The organism is Algibacter sp. TI.3.09 (assembly GCF_038154905.1).
GTDB lineage: Bacteria > Bacteroidota > Bacteroidia > Flavobacteriales > Flavobacteriaceae > Algibacter.
The window spans coordinates 1,815,411-1,836,706 of sequence record NZ_JBAKAN010000001.1; the positions used below are offsets into that span (position 1 = coordinate 1,815,411).

Genomic DNA, 21,296 nt, shown 5'->3' on the forward strand with positions numbered 1-21,296 from the left:
ATAGCAAACAAATTTCGTCTAAAACAATATCTATCGTAAATTCAAGTTTATAGACTTAAATATTACGCCATTAGACAGCAAATAAGTTGAAGTTTCAATTTGAAATTTTATGATTAAATAGGTATTATGTGCATCTTTGTAAAAAATTTACGATTGAAACTTAACCTGACCACCTTATTCTTTATAATCTCTATTTCGGTATTTAGCCAAACGGTTAGAAAATACTCAAACGAATTTATGAATATTGGTGTAGATGCGGCGGCATTAGGTATGAGTAGCGCCGTAACTTCGCATTCTGCCGATGTTAATTCTAGTTATTGGAATCCGGCAGGACTTTTAAAATTAGAAGACAATCAGCTTTCATTGATGCACTCGAGCTACTTTGCAAACATTGCGAATTACGATTATGCGGCTTATGCTATGCCTTTAGACGACAGAAGTGCTATTGGAATCTCGTTAATACGATTTGCTGTTGACGATATTTTGAACACCACACAATTAATTGACGATCAAGGCAATATTAACTACGACAGAATTAGCTTATTTTCTACAGCAGATTATGGATTAACCTTCTCTTATGCTAGAGCATTGCCTGTACAAGGCTTAAATTATGGTATAAATGCTAAAGTAATCCGTCGTGTTATTGGTGATTTTGCATCTTCTTGGGGTTTTGGTTTCGATTTAGGTGTTCAGTTTGAAACCGAAAACGATTGGAAATTTGGTATTATGGCTCGCGATATTACCACAACGTTTAATGCTTGGGCCATCGATGAAGAAGAATTTGCAACCGTGCAAGATGCTGTTGAAGGACAAAACCAAGAGTTACCTGAAACTACCGAAATTACCATTCCTAAATTACAAATAGGAATTTCTAAACTTGTAGATTTTAATTACGATTACACCTTATTAACGGCTGTAAACCTGAATGTGAGGTTTGAAGAAAATAATGATATTATTTCTTCTTCCGTAGCGAGTATCAATCCTGCATTAGGTTTTGAATTTGGCTATATCGATATGGTTTATTTACGTGCCGGAATGGGGAATTTCCAGAATGAATTACAGCTCGATAATACGGAGCAACTTAGCTTTCAACCTAGTTTTGGTGTTGGTTTTAAATACAACGGCATTCAGGTAGATTATGCTTTTACAGATATTGGCGACCAAAGTGTTGCGCTTTACTCTAATGTGTTTTCGTTAAAAATTGACTTAAGCGTTTTTAGATAATTTCTATTATTTATGAAAAAAATATATTTTCTACTTATACTTTTATTTTCGTTTGAAGCTATACAAGCTCAAGAGCATTTGCTGTCTGAAAACGCCGAAATAAGCGTACTTACCGTTGGCCCAGGAAACGAATTAAATGATGCTTTTGGACATAGTGCCTTTAGAATAAAAGATACTTCTCGCGACTTAGATGTGGTTTATGGTTATGGTCAATACGATTTTGACTCACCTAATTTTTATTTAAAATTTGCTCAAGGTCAGCTTAATTATTTAATTAGTAAAACAGACTTTAATAGGTTTTACCAGGTTTACATTTACTATAATCGAAGCATAAAAGCTCAAGTTTTAAATTTATCTCAAGTTGAAAAGCAAAAACTTTACGATTTTCTAATTAATAACTACAAACCAGAAAACCGTAGATATCTCTATGAATTCTTCTTTGATAATTGTGCTACCAAAATAAAAGAAGTCGCAAATACTTCGGTAAACAATAGCATAATTTTTAATAAGCCTAAAGATTTTGAAGATGCTACTTTTAGAACATTAATTTACCAAAATGTGAAGAAAAACTCGTGGGGAAGTTTTGGTATAGATTTGGCTTTAGGCTCTGTAATTGACAGACAAGCCACTCCTGAAGAGCACATGTTTTTACCAGAAAACATCTATCGCTTTTTTGAGGTTGCTACTATTGGAAATGGAGACAAACCTTTAGTGTCTCAAAACCATATTTTATTTAATAAGAAGGAAAAATATGTATCCACTTCGTTTTTAACAAGTCCGTTATTTATAATTGGCCTTATTGGATGTTTTATAATTTTTATCACGTATAAAGATTATAAAAATGGAAAGCGTAGTAACTGGTTAGATGTGAGTTTATTTTCTATCACTGGTGTTATTGGCATCGTTATTTTACTACTTTGGTTTGCGACCGACCACACAGGAACACATCAAAACTACAACCTTCTTTGGGCATTTGTTTTAAACATTTTTGTAATCGGACAACTTTTTAGAAAAACACCAAGCGTTTGGTTTTCAAAATATTTAAAATTCTTAGTGATTATGCTGTGCCTACTCACCTTACATTGGTGTATTGGCGTGCAAGTATTTGCTATTGGATTAATCCCGCTATTAGTAGCCTTATTTATTCGCTACCTATACCTAATACAACACTTTAACAGAAAGTAAAGATCGTTGTTTTGAGCTGAATTAAAAGCTTCGTTCTAAGATTTATTAAGGAATGTTAGGTTATTCGGAATATCTAGTTAAAATCGGCTTATTGCCCTCTAAAGAATATCATAGTGCTTATTGTTTTTACTAGTATATTAATATCTAAGAAAAAACTACGGTGTTTAATATAGTATAGATCGTATTGAAGTTTTAATAAACTATCATCTACCGAACTACCATATCTCGTTTTTACTTGTGCCCAACCTGTAAGCCCAGGTTTTACAATATGTCGAGTTTCATAAAATGGTAATAAGTTAGATAGTTCAGATACAAAACGTGGACGTTCTGGCCTTGGACCAATTAAACTCATTTCACCTTTTAAAATATTGATAAACTGAGGGATTTCATCTAATCTAGAATGTCTTAGAAATTTACCAAACGGTGTTATTCTGGTATCGTTTTTTTGAGCCCAAACTGCACCATCCTTTTCAGCATCTTCTACCATACTTCTGTATTTTATAATCTGAAAAGGCACTCCATTTTTACCAATTCGTTTTTGCGTATAAAAAAGTGAACCTCTATTTCCTATTAAATTCCCAATAAAAATTAAAGGAAGAAAACCCAAACTAACAATCAAACCGATTACTGAAATTGCAATATCGAATACTCTTCTAAAAAACAAATACAACTTATTGTGATTACTTCGGCTAAATGGAAAATATTTATAAAAATCTTTACCAACAAACTGTACAGGAACACGTTGAGTCATTTCCTCGTAAGCTTGTGTATATTCTTTTATAGGAAAACCGCGTTCTAATAAGGTAATTAAATCACGATAGATTTCTGGTGTTATAGAATCCGAATCATAACTAGCAATTACAATTTCTGATATATTTTCATCCTTAATAACCTGATGAATTTCAGTTGGACTAAATTCTCTTGCTCCTGTAAATTTTATATTATCAACTTGTTTTGTTTCGCAGTTAATGAAGCCTACAATTTTATAATTAGGATCTGAATTTTTAAAAGCTTCAACTATAGATTGAATACTTGAGATTTCGCCAACAACTAAAGCTTTTTTATGAAATCTAGGCGATGTTATAAAAGTAACATAAAACCACCTCCAGACAAACAAGGCCGACACAATAGAAAAATAAAAATATAAAATCTGTAACCTATTATCTGGTAAAACTGGTGTAAAAAGTGGTGTTAGAAAATAAAACAACACGGTAGTCGATGCCGTAAAAACAATATTAGCGAATGTTTTATCTAGCTTGCTAGACTTTTGTAAATCGTAGAGTTCAAAAATGGTTCCGAATATAGACATGTATAACACAAGCACAAATACCCATTTCCAATTTTCTTTATTGATGATAAAATAATTAAAATCGAAAAAATTACTAACCGCATATAAAATAGCAAGCACCGCAAAAACGTCTATGATTCGCAAAAGAACTTTACGCTCCGAGATATCGAAATGGATGCTACTTTTAAACATTTTTTTGCACTAGTTAGAGAGATGTAAAGATATAAAAGTTAACAAGACTGCCCTTATTTAACTTAAGAGATTATGCCATTGCTGTTTAACTTTATTCCAAGCATAGCCCTCTACTTTTTGTCTTGCCTGGTTTGCCATATCTTGGGTTTTATTAACGTTGGAAATTAACACTTTTATAGCGGATACAAAGGCCTCAACGTTATTAGATTCTACAAGCACCCCGTCTTTATTATTCTCTATTAAAAACGGCATGCCTCCCACATTTGTAGAAACGACAGGCAAGCCCAAAGCCATAGCTTCGATAACACTTACCGGTGTATTATCAATGGTGGTTGTGTTTATAAAAATATTAAAACCTTCAGCTTTTTTATGCCAATCATTTTTAGACAATAAGCCTGTAAACTCAACTTCTACATTCAAACTTTTAGCTAATGATTTAGTCGATTCTAAACTTCCATCTTTCTCAGGACCAATCATACACAACTCAGCGTCTATATTTTCATTTTTTAGAGCTTTTAAAATATGAATCGCTAACGACGGATTGTATATTTCTGAAAAAGAACGTACCCATAATAGTTTTATTGATTCATAGGTTTTCTTTTGAATTTTATAATCTTCTATTTTTATTGAGTTCGGGATGTAAATCAAATTATTAAAATTATTGAACTCAAAATTAGATTTTAAATATAATGATGGCGCCACATTTTTAAACGCATGTTTAAATACTGCTTTCGATAATTTAGTTGATTTCAATAATCGTTTAGGCAATTCGCCTCCGTGCAATATGGGAATGTAATTTAGTTTGAAACCTCTGCAAAGCTGGCTAACAAAGTAGGCATAGTAAAAATTTAAGGTACTATAAGTATCGATTAATACATAATCGACTGTTTTCCTATGTTTAAAAACAGCCCAAAGCATATCGAGAAAACGAAGTATTATAGACCTATAGCTTGAAACAGAATTAACTTGAAAACCCAAACTTTTTAGGTCAGCTTCTAAAGTATCAATTGTAGATTCTGTTTTACCTTTTTTCGATAATTTGTTTCCTATGTAGAGGATTTTTTTCATCAACAATATGTAATAAACTTAAAGCATAAATAAATGCAGGCGCTGCAATACGCATAGCTGAATGATTTATAGTGAGTAGCCAAAATAGATAAAAAGAATAAAATAACACATTACTTCGGTCACCTATTCTAAAAAATAATGGTACCAATAGCAACACCAAAAATGCTAAAACTCCAAATAAACCGTGCTCTGCAACAATACGACTGACTTCGTTATGTGATGCCGCATGAATGCCAGTTTTTTGAAATCTAATTTCTTTAGCTCTTCCAACCCCAATACCAAAAAACGGATTATCTATGAACTCTTCAAATTCTAATAAAAAGAGAGTGCCTCTCCCCGTAGTAACATCGCTTTTTTCTTGTCCTGCTGCATTTTCATTAGCATAGCGTTTTTCGATCATACCATTTGTTTGACTAGCCGAAATACCCCATGTAACAATGCCTATTATTAAGAACAACATTATAGATAGACGCATTTTACTTTTATTTCTTTTATCCATCACTTTGTATAGAATAAATATAAACGCAACAATCATAAAAATCGCAGTAAACACACCTCCTCGACTAAACGTAACAATAGCCCTAAAAGCAAATAACAATACAAATATCAAATCTAAATATCGAAAAATTTTATTTTTACTAAAATAAAAAAAACGAACCGTCATTAAGAAGAAACCTAAACCTAAAACAGTCGCCATTTGATTAGGCCCAAAACCTCCAGAAGTCGCAAAGTTAGAGCCCGTACCCGTTGATACTGAAGATACATCTGGATTATACATGATAACATAAACAAGCGTGCTTACTAAAGGGTACAAAATAAAATTTACTATGGACTCCAATTGCTTCCTTGTAACTTTCAAACCAAAACAAAATAAGGCTGAAACACCTAAAGTTACTGGTCCACTTAAATTAAACGCAATAGCCTTTCTAATGTTCTGATCAACTTCCAAGAGATACAAAGAGACATAAATACTCGGAATCATAAGACATATATACAATAAATAAGATGTCGCTTTTTTATTAAATCCATTATAAAACAAACCAAAAACAGAAAAAACTATAACCATATATTTGCTAACCTCATAAAAAGGCCCACTGTTAGTCATGCGCAAAATAACCTCAGCACCGACTATGTACGCACAAGCTTTAACAACTTCTAAAGATTTTAATTGTTGTTTAGCGCTAATTATTTTAATTAAAAAATAAAATACAATACCATAAAAATAAAGATTACCTAAAGCTTTTGATAGGTAAATAAAAATGCCTATCAACACGTGTAAACCCAATAGTTTTAAATAGTTTTTTTGCATTTAAATTATAATCTATTATAAATCTTTACAATATTCTGTAACGTTGAAATTTCAGAATATTCCTCCAAAATATGTTTTCTTAATTGATCAGAATAGGATTGTCTTATTTTTTTATTCTCTATATAAAATATTAGAGCTTTGCAAAGCTCTTCTTGATTATTAGACGCTATCACTATACCATTCTCATGATTCGTAATTACTGTACCACATTGTCCTACATCCGTCGTTATAGTCGCTAAACCAACCAAACCATATTCTAACAATGCCAAAGGTAAGCCTTCTGATTTTGAAGATAAAACTCCTATTTGCGATTGACTTAATATATTTGAAGTATCAGGACAACTACCGTACAAAAAAACAGTATCAGTTAGTAACAAAGATTTTATTAATTGTTTTAAGCTATGCGCGTATTGATCATTATTATCCTTACCTATTAGATGTAAGGTCCAATCAGGATATACATCTAAAATTTCATGAAATGCTTTAATTAAAAATGGATGATTTTTATCTGATCTTAAGTTTGCCAAACATACTATTCTTTTATTCTTCTCACCTTTAAGAACTGTTTGTTTTTTACTTGAGTCTAGTTGTGGGGAATTTTGTATATATTTTATCTTTTGGGTCCATAACTTTTTTTTTGCCCATTTTTCTAAATCAGTACTAACAACTAAAATATTAGAAAAGAATAACGAACATATTTTTAAGATAAAAATGTGTTTAAATGTACTATTAACGCGATTACCATAATGATCATGCCAAACCAATTTAATTTTTGGGTGTATTAACTTAACAAGTGTTGCTAAAAAAAAAGAGGAACTGTGTGCATGTATTAATGTTATCCCCTCTTTTTTAATAAAAAAATATAAACCTCTAATAGCCGTAATATCTAAAGCGGACTTTTTCTTTAAAAACAAGTACCCCACCTCTTGCTTCAAGTTAGCTTTTAACAAGCCTTCTGTTCTTGTAGCGCACAAATAACTACCATCGACTTTATCAAGTAACCCATTGGCATAATTAACTGCAACACGCTCTGCACCTCCTGCTTCTAGACTGTCTATAAGTTGTAATACTTTCATTTTAAGCCTTTATTAGTTTTTCAATTTCATTTTCAAACACATCTAGAGTATACTGTTGAGACCAGTCCGATGCTAATTTAGACATCGTCTCTAATGCATCATTGGATTTTAAAGCTAATAGTATTTTAGAAACGGCATCATCCACATTAGGCGCTATAAGTATTCCTCGATTTCCATAATCCAACATGTTTGAAACACAAGATATAGCGGTCGCGATTGGTATGACACCAAAAAACATAGCCTCTGCCAAGGCTTTAGGCCATCCTTCGGACTTAGAGGCTAATATTGTAAAATGAGCTGACTGCAATGCGGCCTTGACAGTTTCATTAGTTTTATTACCATGTAGAACAATATCACTACCTAATTGTTTATCTTTTACATACTGTTGCGCCTCTTGTTTCAAAACACCATCTCCAAACAATTGTAAATTACACTTAACACCTCTCCTTAGTAATTGCTCTACAATTTGTATGGCCAATAAAGGACGTTTACCTGTTACCAAACTTCCGACAAATACAAACTCTAAACCTTTTGTATAGTCGCGAGTAACCGGTATTACTCGATCTTGATCTTTATAAGTTGCAGTAAAAAATGATTTAATATTTTTAGTCTGATTTGGCCAATCTCCATAAACTAGAGCAGTCATCTTTTTTGTCCATTTGATATTACTTAATATGTTCTTTTGAATACGATAACTCTTAGGTTGATTGGCATTAGGATCCCAATTACCAGCATATTTTGCAGTTTTGATTTTCTTTGGAAAGAAAAACTGTACCAAACACCCCAATAATCCGATATTACCAGGACATCTTAAATGAATATGATCTGCGCGTTTACAAGCCTTCCATAGCTTAAAAAGAATATATGGTAATACTAGCAAAGACTTAATACCACGACTAATATTAACAAAGGCTATTGCAGGTATTTGAGTTAATGTAATATTGTCATGACTATAGGCTATATCTATCTCAGAAATTGAGACTTCAGTTAGCGGTGCCACAATCTCAACCTCATCCACATGCTTTAACCACAAATTCATCTCACGCACATAAGGTGCATAAGCATACCACTGATAGGCATTTGATTTATGTAAGACATGGCTTATTATTAAAAAACGCATTAGTTATGTTTTGGAGGGTTAAAAAATAAAGAAAACCAGCCCACTATACGCCCTAAGCTTTCTGTAAATGCTTCCTTTTTATTAGCTGTTGTAATAACATTAAGCAATCTAACCTTAGTTAACAAGATAGCAATTACGTGCCATTTAAACCTCGCTTTAAATTTAGGATTTGAATATTTTACGCGCCAAACATACCAGCCATTTCTAATAACCATTTTCCCATAACTAAACTTGTTAGGTCTGCCTGAAGGCTCATGATGATGTGCTAATTGTGCTGCAGTATTAATATATAACATCCCTTTTTTAGCTATACGTAAAGAGAAATCGGCATCTTCATACAACCCGTACCCTTCAAAATATGTTGAAAAATTTAAGGTTTCAAACACCTCCTTTTTATAAGATGACACACCTCCCATTATTTGTTCTACTGGATACACTTTACCCGAAGGGGGTAAAAAACTGACTGACCGACCATTTGAAAAAGTAGGCATAAACCCTGGAGGCACATCAGGTAAAACTCCAAATAATCTCCTTATTTTAAAACGTAAAGGTTCTTTGCGTTGCCAACCATCATAATAAAAATAGTTTGTATCGTTTTCTGTAGTTTGTTTTTGCCAATCTATCTCATTAGTTATATAACCACCAACTGCTAATGCTTCTGGATGCGCTTTATATGTAGATAATAATTGTTCAAAATAATGAGGTTCTAAAACGACATCATCATCTAAAAAACAAACGACATCTATTGTATTTCCAACATGAGTAATTCCGAAATTACGTTGTTTTGTTAAGCCTCTATTATCTGCTTCAACTTTATAATAACTTAGATTTTTAAACGCTTTGTCTTTTAAAATTATTTCGGTATCCCTATTTGTGGAACCATCAATAATTATGATGTCATTTGGATAAAGAGTTTGTTCGTTTACCGATTCCAAAAGCTGAATTATTGCTTTTGGACGCATATAAGTACAAATTAGTAGAGAAAAATTCATATTAAACAGCCTTATTTTTCAAATTATTAGCCCAATCTTGACTTATTTCCCAACGTTTTTTAAACACGCGATAGTATATAAATGGATTTTTTATAGTTTGCTTTTTATAAAACTTAAAAAATAATGTTAATTTATAACTATTTAACTGTTGTACGGTTTTATATTTTAAATTGTAAAGCATGACCGTTGGTGATGGTTTAGGCGTTACTTTTTCATTATCCCAAGCATGGATATATGTTGTTCTAAAACCGCCAATAGGTGCTTTTAGATGCTTTAATTGTACATAAGGTAAATAGATAACATCAATACCTTTATTTCTGAGCTGCATTCCAAAATCTGTATCCTCTCCAAAACCATGTTCGAAAGCTATATCGAATTTCAAATTTCTTAAAACACTTGTTTTTACGATACTACAACCAGATCCAAAAGCCGCCCATTGTATCGGTATTTTACGTTTTTCGGTTTCATTCTCTCTTAAACAACTTAGAGTAATCGCATTAAAATCGTGTGCTTGCATAAATACCAAGGCTTCATTTATTGTGTTTTTATTAAACCGAATATCATCATCTGCCATAAAAACATAATCTGATGTCACCAATTGCAAACCTATATTTCTAGCATTACAAGCTCCTGTTTGAGATATAAGTCTATGCTCTATTTTAAATGGCCAATCTTCAGATGTTATATAATTAAGTTCAGATTTTGAAATTTCGCTATCGTCTTGCTCTATAATTATAATTTGAGCAGGCATTACTGTTTGTTTTGCTAAATCCTTTAACACATCGTATAAATATTTTGCTCTTCCTAATGTTGGTATTAAAACCGAAACTGATGTGTTTATTTTTAACTCTTCAGTAATGGCTTCTGAAGTTATAAACTTATTAAAGGTCTTCTGTTTAAATAATAGACTTTTTATTAAAGGAAATAATAAAATTTTCTTTTCAAAAATCATTAAATATAAAAATAATAACAACGTCCAACGTGCTCTAAAATGTTCTTTTACAAACTGAAACAACTCTGTTTCACTTGCTTTTTCATCTAAATAGACTTCTTTATTATCTTTTATAATTTCTGAAGAAAAATAACAAAGCAAACCATTCTTCATTCCAAGTTTTGCTATACTATTTATATTATAATCTAAACTGTTACTATTACTTATGCATTCTCTAAACATTAAAAGTTTTTCACCATAAATTGCGCCACAATTACTGGACATTAACCAAGTAGGAAACTTTGTCTCTCTATTCACATTAATAAACAGCGAATCTTCAACATAACCAATGGCATCGGTTAAATAGCTAGAGTTTCCATTAGACACCATAACATTATTTGAAGTAAAACAAAACTGTATGGCTTCTATATTAATATTCTTTTTATTTAAAATATGACACCAAGCAATAATAGAATGACTATACTTTGAAGCTAAAAAAAACAATCCCTTTGTAGGTTTTTTTTCTTCAATTACTATAATCTCGCTAGTTGTAGTGTTGAGCACCTCAACAACGGTATTGTTTTTATGAAAAAGAATAAGCATCTATAGTTTTTTTATAAAATTCGACAGATTGCTTTGCAACAATTTCTGAACTAAATTTTGATATAATCTTCTTTCTTGCTGCAATTGAAAACTCCTTTCTTAAAGTTTCATTATCTAAAAGTTCATTGATTTTATTTGCGTAAGTTCCGTGTGCTTCTGGATGCACTAAAAAGCCATCTTCGCCATCGTCAACAATTTCTTTTGCCCAACCCACATTTGATGCCACTATAGGCTTTTTTAAGGCCATTGCTTCTAACCAAGATACTGGTAATGCTTCCGCGAAAGTAGGAAAAACACACAACGTTGCTTTCTCTATATGTGCTCTCATTTCAGAATATGGCACTGCGCCCACGTAATTTACTCTTTTAATCGCTGCTTCTGTAAATAACGGTTGCATTAATTGCCAAGTCGATTGCGTTCGCGTTTTAATATCTGGGCTGTCTTTACCAACTAAGATAAGTACTGCATGTGGATACTTCTCGTTAACTTTATTAAAAATATAAGGTAACTCTAGAAGTCCTTTTTTTCTTATTAGTGTACCAAAGTATAATATGGTCTGATTTTTTTCTTCTGAAAGACTATCTGTAGGCTCAAAGTCTTCAATATTAACAGCATTTGGAATTACGGTAAATGGTTTGTTTAAATTGAAAAGCTTATTCGTTAACTCACCTGTAAATTGACTTACCGAAATAATACCATCTACAGATTTTAAAGCCTGCTTTTCATGAAAGCGATTAATGGCTTTTACTGGTCTGTGATCTAAATGACAGAAATAAGTATCGGACCCATTTTCCCTTATTATCAATGGGCAATTAATATTAATAAACGAGGCTATACCTGTCCAATCTGGAGCTTCTACTATGTCTATTTTTTGCGCTTTATGTAATCTATTTATTAGCTTTTGAATTTTCTTACGTGTTAAAAACCACGACAATCCCTTCAATTTAACGTTTTTTATTTTAAAAAACTGAATATTGTCCGATACAAATGTTGCATCTTCTTTTTGGCCATAGATAAGTAATGACACCTCATGTCCTTGTCTTTGCAAAGCAACTGCTAAGTGTTTAATACTTGTTCCAATACCACCAGAATGACCAATACGCTCATGAGGATACTCCGGAGTTAAAAATGCGATTTTCATAGATTTAATGTATTAAATACTTAAGCACTTATTAAATTCAAAATATTACACATAGTGTTTTGAACCTTTGTAAGATATAATTTGTGAAGGTGACGGCGCCACTACAGCATTAGCTTCTACATCAAAATTAACCAAGCTATTAGCACCAATTAGAACATCATTTTCAATTACAATACCTCCAACAATAACGGCATTTGGACCTATAAAAACACTATTGCCAATTTTAGGCACACCTTTATTTTTTCCGCGATTTAAAACACCTATTGTTATGCCTTGAGAAATATTACAATAACTTCCTATAATTGTATCACCATGGATTACAACACCTCCAAAATGCCCAATATATAAACCTTTACCTATGTTTGTGCGATAAGATATATCAAAACCATATTTATATTTTATCCTTCTTAAATACAAGAAAAAGAAGTAAAATAGCAGTTTGTTTTTTTTTCTATAGTGCTGGCAATTTCTGAAAACAATAGAAAATTTAACACCAGGAGCACCATTAAATAAAAGCTGTTTTAAATTTCTAAAAAAGGAAGGCTTAGTATTAATACCATAGCGTTTTAAATCTTCTCCCAGAATATGTTTTAAACTTGAATGACTCATGACAAATTTTTATTTTTAGAACTAATTAGTGCTATGGCCTCTAAAATTCTATCTGTAGATTTTTCTTGTGGTGATTGACAAATGGTATCAAACCATGAGTTTGCTTGTTCTATAGTATTAGTTGTATTTTGTAAAACACTTATAATTTTCGATTCGATGTCTTCAGCACTGTTTAAGTAAATCACAGCCCCTTCTGGCATTGAGCGAAAATGAATATATTTATAACACACGTGGATATCCCATGCACTATCTAACTGCTCCTCTTGATTATAATTAAAATAGCCACAAGCTTTATTAAAAGCAGCATAATCAAAAATCATAGAGGAACCTAAATTTACAACAAACAAGGTATGTGCGATAGTATTAGATAATAAGATATTATCCTCTTTAGTAGGAAACATCGTATTCCAAATATTATTTACATTCTGCCATTTAGGTGCGACTTCAACAATTATATCTTTGTATTTATCGATAATTGGGTTATATCTTCCTGAAAAATCTACTGGACTTCTTCTTAGTAAAATACCAAGTTTATATCCTCTTGTATTTAATATAGAAATGGCTTTTGCAAAGTCATCTAAATACTTTGGATCATCCGGAGAAGTTGTAATATCATCACCAGAAAAACAAATATAATTTTTATCAGGATTTAGATTATACTCAGTATAAAATGCGTCTTTAGATTTAATTATTGCACTATTAAAATGAGATTCAAATTGCGGTGTTCCTGTAATTACAATCTGGTCAGATTTAATTCGAGGATAATATTTATGCAATTCTTTTTTCATAAAATCACTCCAAACAAAATAGAAATCTGTATTTACAACAAGTGTTGCTTTTGGTAAATTATCCCAAGAAAAAATGAATGTGGCAGTCGGAATTTTAAAATATTGTGCAGCTAATAAAGGCGCTATAGCAGTGCCAATTCTCTGATTACTGCAAAATAAAAAGTCTGGTTTTTCTTTTTGTAGCGTTTTAATACACGATTGGTAATACGCTGTCGTACGTTCTTTCTTATTAATTATATTTTTTACTTTCTCAAGCCCTTTGTCTGAGGAATATAATAATATAAAAGTCTTGGTTATTGCATTTTTTATAAACTTCTTTAATGTATTATTCTTAGCAGGAAACCGATATGCATTATAGATTGTATCTCCTGTGTTTTTAATATTTAAATTTAGCTCTATTTGTTTTCTAGCATTCTTTAAAATACCTGTTAACCAATGTGTTTTAATATTAGTTAATCTTACTTCGTTATATCCCATTTCTGCAACAGAAAATGGCGTACTATTCCAATAGGTAATATCGAGATTTTTTGTTTTTGCTACATCATTAAAGCTTGTAAAAGCAAAATTACGAAGCGCAATACCTGAAGGTAACAAAACAAATATTTTTTTGTTTTTCATATAATTTTATAGACTACCTATTCTGCCATGATCTGAATAATTTCTTTGTACGATAAACTCATTATTTAAAGGTTTTTCTGAAAGAAATGTAATATCGCAAAAATAGTTTTCTTCAATTGGATTTAGACGCCAAGGTACTATATTTTTAAAATCTAAAGTCCAACTATTCTTTTCAAGTTTTTTAACTTCTAAGTTATTCCAAGAAGTAATATAATCAATCCAATTATAGCCTAATGCCCAAGCTTCTGCTTCAAAAATAGCAAGATTTAAAATTTTAACAGCTCTTAATCCTCCTACATCTTCTTGACTAACAGCCTCCGAGCCATCGTTAAACAGTAGACCATTAACTCCTGGTTGTTGAAAATAATGAGATTTAGTATCTATTAAATGATTATAATTAACGTCAACTTTATGACAAACAGATTGGAAAGACTTATCCTTTAATGATGGATTAACTTTAACGTAGCGAACCAAATCATGATAACGAATCCATCTCATATTTCTATACAAACCTAAACCTGCTTCATTTACCGCGGTTGCTGCTAATGGATAGTAACTTCTTACTAAAGCATGAAGCTTCCCTAAAATGCCTTGACCTCTATATTCGCCATCTAAATACAAATTAATAATCCAAGCTAAACCGCCTTGAAAATTTGCTCCTACATGACCTACAACTTCTTCTTTATCATTCATGCAAATAAATGAACGTCCAAACTTAGGATTACCATATTGCCATTCCCAAAATTCTTTTTTGTGTAAAGGATGATTGACTCTATATATTTTAGTAAAAAAAACGAGTAGATTATCCCAATCGTCTATAGTAGCTTCTCTTGTTATCATAAATTATAATTTTTACCTCCCACAACATCATTACAATCAAATCTATTTAAAAGCAGCTTGTCCATTATATTAGAATTTGTACCTCGCTTTGTCGTAAAACCAAATTTATACCCAGCAGCAGATGCTAGTTTTGAAACCACAGTAGTGCAAGCTTCATCTGTTCCGTATGGATAAGCAACGATTTCTATTTTAGATTGTGTAATAGTTTCAAAATAGGTTTTTGATAGTTTTAACTCTTCAATTATATGGTCAGTTTCTAATAAACCTAATGGATAGTGACTATGTGTATGACTTCCTAAATATTTTAAATTTGCTAATTCTTGTAGTTGATTCTTTGTCATATACAAATCATTAAGTATTTCAGATTCATCAAAATAATTAGAAAACAACTCTTCTATCACTACTTCTTGCTCTTTGTAATTTAATACAAAGTTTAAAATATATTTTAAAACAGCACTTTTTTCATCATCATAAAAGTAAATGGATTTTATTTTAGCTGTATCTAAATGCCTTAGTTTGCTTTTATATTTACTTTCAATGCTCTTTAATACTATTTCGGAATCTATTATCGATCTTAATAAATGTATTTTATGAACCGTTGAAACTTTTTTCTCTAAATAGTTTATTGAGTTGGCAAAAAATACTGCTGGAATATCAAGCGCATTTAAAATAGAAAACCCAAAGTCAAATTGCTCTTTTAAACCATCGTCAAAAGTGATTAAAATGTAATTTTCTTTACTTGAAAGGATTTGTTCAGAATTATCTAATAAATCTTTTGAAGCTATAAATTCACCTTGATTTTGAAGCAATAGCAACTGCTTTTTAAAGGCTAAAGGTGTGACTCCAAAAATACTTGGGTATTTAGTTTTAAAATCTTCTCTAATATAATGGTAATTACTAACTGTTAGCATAAGTTAAATATCCATAAATTGTTTTTGATAGTTGGTTTCCCAAAAATCATCTATTAATAACGTTTTTAGGAAAGCTTCAGCACTATTCCCTCCACCAAAGACTTCTGCTTTCTCTAAGCCCGTTTCCTTTTCTATGTCAATAGCATTTAATATGTCTTTAGTATTATAACTAGTGTTTATTATTGAGACTAATGACACTCTATTGGCTTGTCTTGTTCCAATATTTATTGTTGGAATACCGTAATATGGTGCTTCACGCACACCAGCACTGCTATTACCTATTATAAACTGAGATTTCTTTAATAAGGTTAAAAAATATTCAAATCTAATGGAAGGGAAAATTCTAAAATTGGAGTGTTGCTTTAATTTTTGATAAGCTTCAATTATTATTTTACTCCCTAAATCGTTATTAGGAAAAATAACAACATAGTTTTTTTTGCTAGTAATTAAAGCTTCAACAAATTGTTTAGCATACAATTCCATTTGATCATGCTCTGTTGTTACCGGATGAAACATGGCAACTGCATAATTTTCAAAATCGATATTGTAATACTCTTTTACAACACCAAGACTAGGCAAATTATCTGAAAACATAATATCGACATCTGGAGATCCAATAGTATAAATAGACTCTGGTAATTCGCCCATTTGTTCTAAACGCTCTTTGGCTCTCTTATTTGCTACAAAATGGATATGACTCATTTTACTTGTCGCATGACGTATAAGCTCGTCTATTGTTCCAGATAACTCTCCTCCTTCTATGTGAGCAACTAATATATTATTTAAACTTCCAACTATGGCGCCAGCTAAAGCCTCTACACGATCACCATGGATAACAATCAAATCTGGATTCACTGTTTTTATAAATTCTGAAAATCCTGAAATTGTTTTAGCCAATGTTAAATCCATTGTAGCTTCATGGGTATGATTATTAAATGTTGAAATGTTTTTAAAACCACAACGTTCAACTTCAATAAGCGTATAACCATATTCTTCTAGCATATGCATACCAGTAACGAACACGTGAGCTTCAAAATCGAGTTCAGATTCTACACTTTGTATAAGCGTTTTTATCTTACCAAAATCTGCTCTTGTTCCTGTTAAAAATGCTATTTTTTTAATATTACTCAATGTTTTCCCATGTTAATTGCACGTCATTATCAATAGTATTTGCTGCTTTTTTGCCAAGAATAGAATCAAACTTATCTGCTAATATTTTTCCTGTTCCTGGTCTCTTTACCCAAATATTATCTTTTGTAAAAATGTCACCTTTACTTATAGACTTTATAGTACATACTGTTGCAAATGCAAAATCTATTGTTACTTGCTCTTCTTTTGCAGGTTCTTTTGTTCCGCCTCGCATTAATGCCATTTCTGCACTATTTACAATTAGCGCTTTACAAGCTTGCTCATCCATACTGCAAACAATATCTGGTCCTGTTCGTTGCATGTGATCTGTAAAGTGACGTTCTAAAATAGAACCACCAAGAGCTACCGCACCTAAACACGCATTATTGTTTAATGTGTGATCGCTTAAACCAAAGACTTTTTCTGGAAATGCTTCATGTAATTCCAACATGGCACCAAAGCGCACTAGATGTATTGGTGTTGGATATAAGTTAGTAGTATGTAATAAGGCGATTGGCACTTTATATTTATCGAAAATAGCGACTGCCTTTCTAACACTTTCTACTGTATTCATTCCTGTACTTAAAATCACTGGTTTTCCAAACTGCGCAATGTGTTCTAATAAAGGATAGTTATTACATTCGCCTGAACCAATTTTATAAGCCGGAATATCAAATCGCTTTAAACGCTCTGCAGCTGCTCTAGAGAATGGTGTTGATATAAAAATCATCCCTTTTGACTCTACATAATTTTTAAGTGCTAATTCATCGTCCTCATTTAGCGAACAACGTTCCATAATATCATAAATAGAAACATCCGCATTACCAGGAATCACCTGTTTTGCTGCACCACTCATTTCGTCTGCAACAATATGCGTTTGATGTTTTACAACTTCTACACCTGCCCTTTTAGCAGCATCTACCATAGCTTTAGCTACTTGTAAAGAGCCTTCGTGGTTTATACCAATTTCGGCAATAACCAATGGCGGAAAGTCTTGTCCTATTTTCCTGCCTGCTATTTCTATGTATGGTTTCATCTGCTCTGTCGTTATATTAATTTAATTACTACTTTTTTTCTTTTTTATACCTAGTGCTATTTTTAATTTTGTTTCTGATGGGCGTTTCTATATAAAGATAAGTTAATACCGAAAGACCAATAAGAATTGCTAAACGCAAAAAGAAGCAAAATAAGAAATCTTCGCCTTTATCTAGTCCAAAATATTTATTCAATCTATAATCGCTAATGTATATCCATACTACAAATTGAAGTATGTATAATCCAAAACTTATTTCGCCTAAAAAAATAAATGCTTTTTTATTAAATAACTTGGTAATAAATCCATTATTAAGTGAAATCAATATAATTAATGGAATAAATAGTACAGCTAATAATCCATTATGAAAATTAAGTCCTATTGGAAATTTTAAGGCTAATAATACTAAAGCTACTAGACTGAATATAAATATATCATAGTTTTTTATTTTATTGCTATTGTTAATAAAATAAAGCCCTGCTAAATTCCCTATTAAAAATTCATTGAGATGAAATACAGGATGATACTTCAGGTCTTCGGTACTATAAAACAAAATTGGATAACTTTCTTTAAAAAACAAATAATGAAATAGTATTTGGCTGATAAACCAAAATAAAACTATGGGTACAATTAATTTTTTATAATTAATTTTTGTATAAAATCGATTGTATAATAACGGAAATAAAACATAAAAAAACAACTCTACTGATAGTGACCAAGCTGCATTATTAAAGACCAAAGCTTTACTTGGCACCCAGGTTTGAACCATAAATAAATTTAAAACAAAATCAACATAACTCACTTGATTTGATATCACAAAAAGAGCCAGTAGTGATAATAAAGCTAATAAATATACTGGATAAATTCTAGCAAATCGATTACGCATATAATCCATGAAATTTACATGCATTTTTTTGTGATATGCAATAATCATTACAAATCCTGATAGGATAAAAAAGTAACTTACCCCAACATTTGCTTGCTTAAACAAAAATCTTGTGTACTCATTTGTAAAATGCATTTTCCCACTTCCAAAATGATGAAAAACAATTAGTACTGCTGCAACAAATCTAGTAAATGTAAGTTGTTCTATTCTCATTTAAAGTATACCTTATATCTTTTCAGAATTAGATGTCTTATTTAAAACATATTGGGCGTAATCAAAATCTGCTTGTGTATCAATATCTATATTTTCAAATAGATGGTTCATTTTATATGGAAATGCATTAGTGGTAATTATATCGTCTTTTAACACACTTTTTGATTTGACAATATATAGCAAACCATTTTCAAAATACAATGGTTCTAAATCTTGACTTCGTTGACCTGGCTTATAATTAAAAGGCTTAAACACATCCTTCTGTATGCTGCCTAATTTATGCTCATTTTGTGACACTGTAAATAAACTGTCACATTTTTTTTCGTTATAAACTTTAAAACAACTCTCTAATAACGTTTTAGGTCTTAACGGATTTGTTGGTTGTAGAAGTACTACTGTTTTAACCTCTTCTACAATAGATTCTAAAACATGCTTAACAGCAGAAACTGTTGGCTCAAAATCGCCAGAAATAGCTGCTGGTCTATCAATAACATTTACGTTATAGGAAAGCGCAATTTTTTTAATAGCAGCATCATCTGTAGTCACATAAATGGCATCAATTAAATGATTATTTGCTTTAGCATACAAAATACTGTGTGCTATTAAAGGTAAATCACCTAACATTAAAATGTTTTTATTAGGTAATCGTTTTGATCCTCCGCGTGCGGGAATAACTGCAATTGTTTTCAATTTTAAAATTATTTAATTTATTATATCAAGGCCAATTTAATTGTATTGGTGATTGTATCGTTTCTTGTTGTACTTTATAAAAACGTTGGTAAGCAAACGTTGTTATTAAATTTGTTGCGTTTGCAATATAGTCTTCAGATATTTTATCGAGTGCGTTTATGCGCTGATTATAAAATGTACCTAACCAAGCTTCATTATTAACGTTTGCCACAAATAATTTCATTTTGTTTAAAATATCGTCTTCTATATCTTGATAAGCAGAAACACTTCCGTAAGCCTTAACTACTTTATCCATTATCGAATCTTGATACGTTACCGCAAATACAGGGACGCCAAATGACAAGGCTTCTATTAGCTTACCTTTTAGTAATTCGCTGTGTAAAATAGAATCTACAACAAACATACAGTCTGCTTTTTTCACGAGTTCAAGCACCTCTACTCGCTCTAATTTAAATTTTAAGGTACCGTTAGGGATTGATTCTTTTAGCCAAATAACGGATTCTTCATCAAATTGAGACAATACAAATGTAAAGTTTACAACTTTTGCGCACTCTAACTTATTAAAAGCGATTAAACTTTTCTTAAATTCGTCAGTAAATGCACTTTTATAAAACGTACCTGTGTATAAAACATTTATGTGTTGTTTTTTAATATCTCTTTTGTAAAGGTTTGCTAGTTCGCGCATAGCATGCGGAATTACAAAACAACGTGCTCTATCTAAATTATAATTATTAGCCATTTTATCTGCTAATTTAGACGATGGAAATGTCCAAGCTTGCGCTTTATTCTTAGTCGATAAAAATAGCTTTTGTTCACTGTTTAAATTATTCTTTTTAAAACTATTTACATGTATTGGATCGTTAACATTTACAATAAATGGAAATGGCTTTTTAGCGTAAACATTTAAGACTGGTGCTAATGACATTATTGGTAAAATTCTAGACCAAACCACATCTTTATTTGTTATTGTTTTAGCTAATATTCTAGATTGTTTTTTAATCCATACTATATTGTGAAGTGTTTGATTAGAGCTAAATACTATTTTAAAAATCTTATTTACAACACTGTAGACAAACTTATCTATACCTTTCTTTTTCTTTGAAATTTTATATAACGCAGCACTTGTTTTTAATTTTTTTACAAGTTGAATCTCTTCACCTTTAAAACGATAATTATGGAAAGCCGATAATACCAGCAACCTATTGCCTTTAGTAGCAGAAACATCTAACCAATTTTTATTAACAATGGCTTCACTAGATTTTAGATCTGGATGCACAGCATAAGCAACAACAATAATTGGATTAATCATCTATTTTGCTTTTACACTATTATAGTTATTAATTATTTGCTTTGGTAATTGTTTCCAAGCATAAAATACTTTTGAAAAACACTGGCTTAAAATAAATTTATACATCAATTTATTTTTTATTAAACAGTTAATAAAGACGCTC

Annotated in this window: 19 protein-coding genes; 2 read left to right on the top strand and 17 right to left on the bottom strand. The window is 31.1% G+C overall.

Annotated elements, in window-relative coordinates:
• Nucleotides 1–153 precede the first annotated feature (153 nt).
• Entirely contained in the window at nucleotides 154–1,224 is a 1,071-nt protein-coding gene (locus V6246_RS07275) for a putative type IX sorting system protein PorV2 (protein WP_341559798.1), read from the top strand.
• Nucleotides 1,225–1,236: 12 nt separating this feature from the next.
• Nucleotides 1,237–2,409, top strand: a complete 1,173-nt coding sequence (locus tag V6246_RS07280; RefSeq protein ID WP_341559799.1) for a lipoprotein N-acyltransferase Lnb domain-containing protein — start codon at nucleotides 1,237–1,239, stop codon at nucleotides 2,407–2,409.
• Nucleotides 2,410–2,497: 88 nt separating this feature from the next.
• Here the strand turns inward: V6246_RS07280 and V6246_RS07285 are convergent, their stop codons facing one another.
• From V6246_RS07285 to V6246_RS07365, 17 genes are all read right to left on the bottom strand, one after another.
• Nucleotides 2,498–3,889 (bottom strand): sugar transferase, encoded by a 1,392-nt coding sequence (locus tag V6246_RS07285; RefSeq protein WP_341559800.1) that lies wholly within the window; start codon nucleotides 3,887–3,889, stop codon nucleotides 2,498–2,500.
• A gap of 57 nt (nucleotides 3,890–3,946) precedes the next feature.
• Complete coding sequence (locus tag V6246_RS07290) at nucleotides 3,947–4,957, bottom strand: glycosyltransferase family 4 protein (RefSeq protein ID WP_341559801.1); 1,011 nt, start codon at nucleotides 4,955–4,957, stop codon at nucleotides 3,947–3,949.
• Nucleotides 4,911–6,266, bottom strand: a complete 1,356-nt coding sequence (locus tag V6246_RS07295; protein ID WP_341559802.1) for an O-antigen ligase family protein — start codon at nucleotides 6,264–6,266, stop codon at nucleotides 4,911–4,913. Before V6246_RS07295 ends, V6246_RS07290 begins: the two co-directional genes overlap by 47 nt.
• Before the next feature lie 5 nt (nucleotides 6,267–6,271).
• Entirely contained in the window at nucleotides 6,272–7,342 is a 1,071-nt protein-coding gene (locus V6246_RS07300; RefSeq protein ID WP_341559803.1) for a glycosyltransferase, read from the bottom strand.
• A 1-nt stretch (nucleotide 7,343) separates the two neighbouring features.
• Nucleotides 7,344–8,381 (bottom strand): glycosyltransferase family 4 protein, encoded by a 1,038-nt coding sequence (locus V6246_RS07305; RefSeq protein WP_341559804.1) that lies wholly within the window; start codon nucleotides 8,379–8,381, stop codon nucleotides 7,344–7,346.
• An 80-nt stretch (nucleotides 8,382–8,461) separates the two neighbouring features.
• Nucleotides 8,462–9,454, bottom strand: a complete 993-nt coding sequence (locus tag V6246_RS07310) for a glycosyltransferase family 2 protein (protein WP_341559805.1) — start codon at nucleotides 9,452–9,454, stop codon at nucleotides 8,462–8,464.
• A gap of 1 nt (nucleotide 9,455) precedes the next feature.
• Nucleotides 9,456–10,988 (bottom strand): glycosyltransferase family 2 protein, encoded by a 1,533-nt coding sequence (locus V6246_RS07315; RefSeq protein ID WP_341559806.1) that lies wholly within the window; start codon nucleotides 10,986–10,988, stop codon nucleotides 9,456–9,458.
• Nucleotides 10,969–12,129 carry a glycosyltransferase family 4 protein gene (locus V6246_RS07320; RefSeq protein ID WP_341559807.1) on the bottom strand — a complete coding sequence of 387 codons (1,161 nt, stop codon included), beginning with the start codon at nucleotides 12,127–12,129 and terminating at the stop codon, nucleotides 10,969–10,971. The genes V6246_RS07315 and V6246_RS07320 overlap by 20 nt, the downstream gene beginning before the upstream one ends.
• Nucleotides 12,130–12,174: 45 nt before the next feature.
• Nucleotides 12,175–12,738 (bottom strand): serine O-acetyltransferase, encoded by a 564-nt coding sequence (locus V6246_RS07325; protein WP_341559808.1) that lies wholly within the window; start codon nucleotides 12,736–12,738, stop codon nucleotides 12,175–12,177.
• Nucleotides 12,735–14,144: a UDP-glycosyltransferase gene (locus V6246_RS07330; protein WP_341559809.1), complete on the bottom strand. Its 1,410-nt coding sequence runs from the start codon at nucleotides 14,142–14,144 to the stop codon at nucleotides 12,735–12,737. The genes V6246_RS07325 and V6246_RS07330 overlap by 4 nt, the downstream gene beginning before the upstream one ends.
• Nucleotides 14,145–14,150: 6 nt before the next feature.
• Complete coding sequence (locus V6246_RS07335; RefSeq protein WP_341559810.1) at nucleotides 14,151–14,984, bottom strand: GNAT family N-acetyltransferase; 834 nt, start codon at nucleotides 14,982–14,984, stop codon at nucleotides 14,151–14,153.
• Nucleotides 14,981–15,895: a polysaccharide deacetylase family protein gene (locus V6246_RS07340; RefSeq protein ID WP_341559811.1), complete on the bottom strand. Its 915-nt coding sequence runs from the start codon at nucleotides 15,893–15,895 to the stop codon at nucleotides 14,981–14,983. The genes V6246_RS07335 and V6246_RS07340 overlap by 4 nt, the downstream gene beginning before the upstream one ends.
• Before the next feature lie 3 nt (nucleotides 15,896–15,898).
• Nucleotides 15,899–17,026 carry a UDP-N-acetylglucosamine 2-epimerase gene (gene neuC / locus V6246_RS07345; RefSeq protein ID WP_341559812.1) on the bottom strand — a complete coding sequence of 376 codons (1,128 nt, stop codon included), beginning with the start codon at nucleotides 17,024–17,026 and terminating at the stop codon, nucleotides 15,899–15,901.
• A complete protein-coding gene (locus V6246_RS07350; RefSeq protein WP_341559813.1) occupies nucleotides 17,019–18,059 on the bottom strand; it encodes an N-acetylneuraminate synthase family protein in 1,041 nt (346 codons plus the stop codon). Before V6246_RS07350 ends, neuC begins: the two co-directional genes overlap by 8 nt.
• Nucleotides 18,060–18,087: 28 nt before the next feature.
• The gene (locus V6246_RS07355) at nucleotides 18,088–19,155 is read right to left on the bottom strand and encodes an acyltransferase family protein (protein ID WP_341559814.1); all 1,068 of its coding nucleotides are present in this window, start codon (nucleotides 19,153–19,155) and stop codon (nucleotides 18,088–18,090) included.
• Between the two features lie 12 nt (nucleotides 19,156–19,167).
• A complete protein-coding gene (locus V6246_RS07360) occupies nucleotides 19,168–19,845 on the bottom strand; it encodes an acylneuraminate cytidylyltransferase family protein (protein ID WP_341559815.1) in 678 nt (225 codons plus the stop codon).
• A 25-nt stretch (nucleotides 19,846–19,870) separates the two neighbouring features.
• A complete protein-coding gene (locus tag V6246_RS07365) occupies nucleotides 19,871–21,154 on the bottom strand; it encodes a hypothetical protein (RefSeq protein WP_341559816.1) in 1,284 nt (427 codons plus the stop codon).
• Nucleotides 21,155–21,296: the final 142 nt, after the last annotated feature.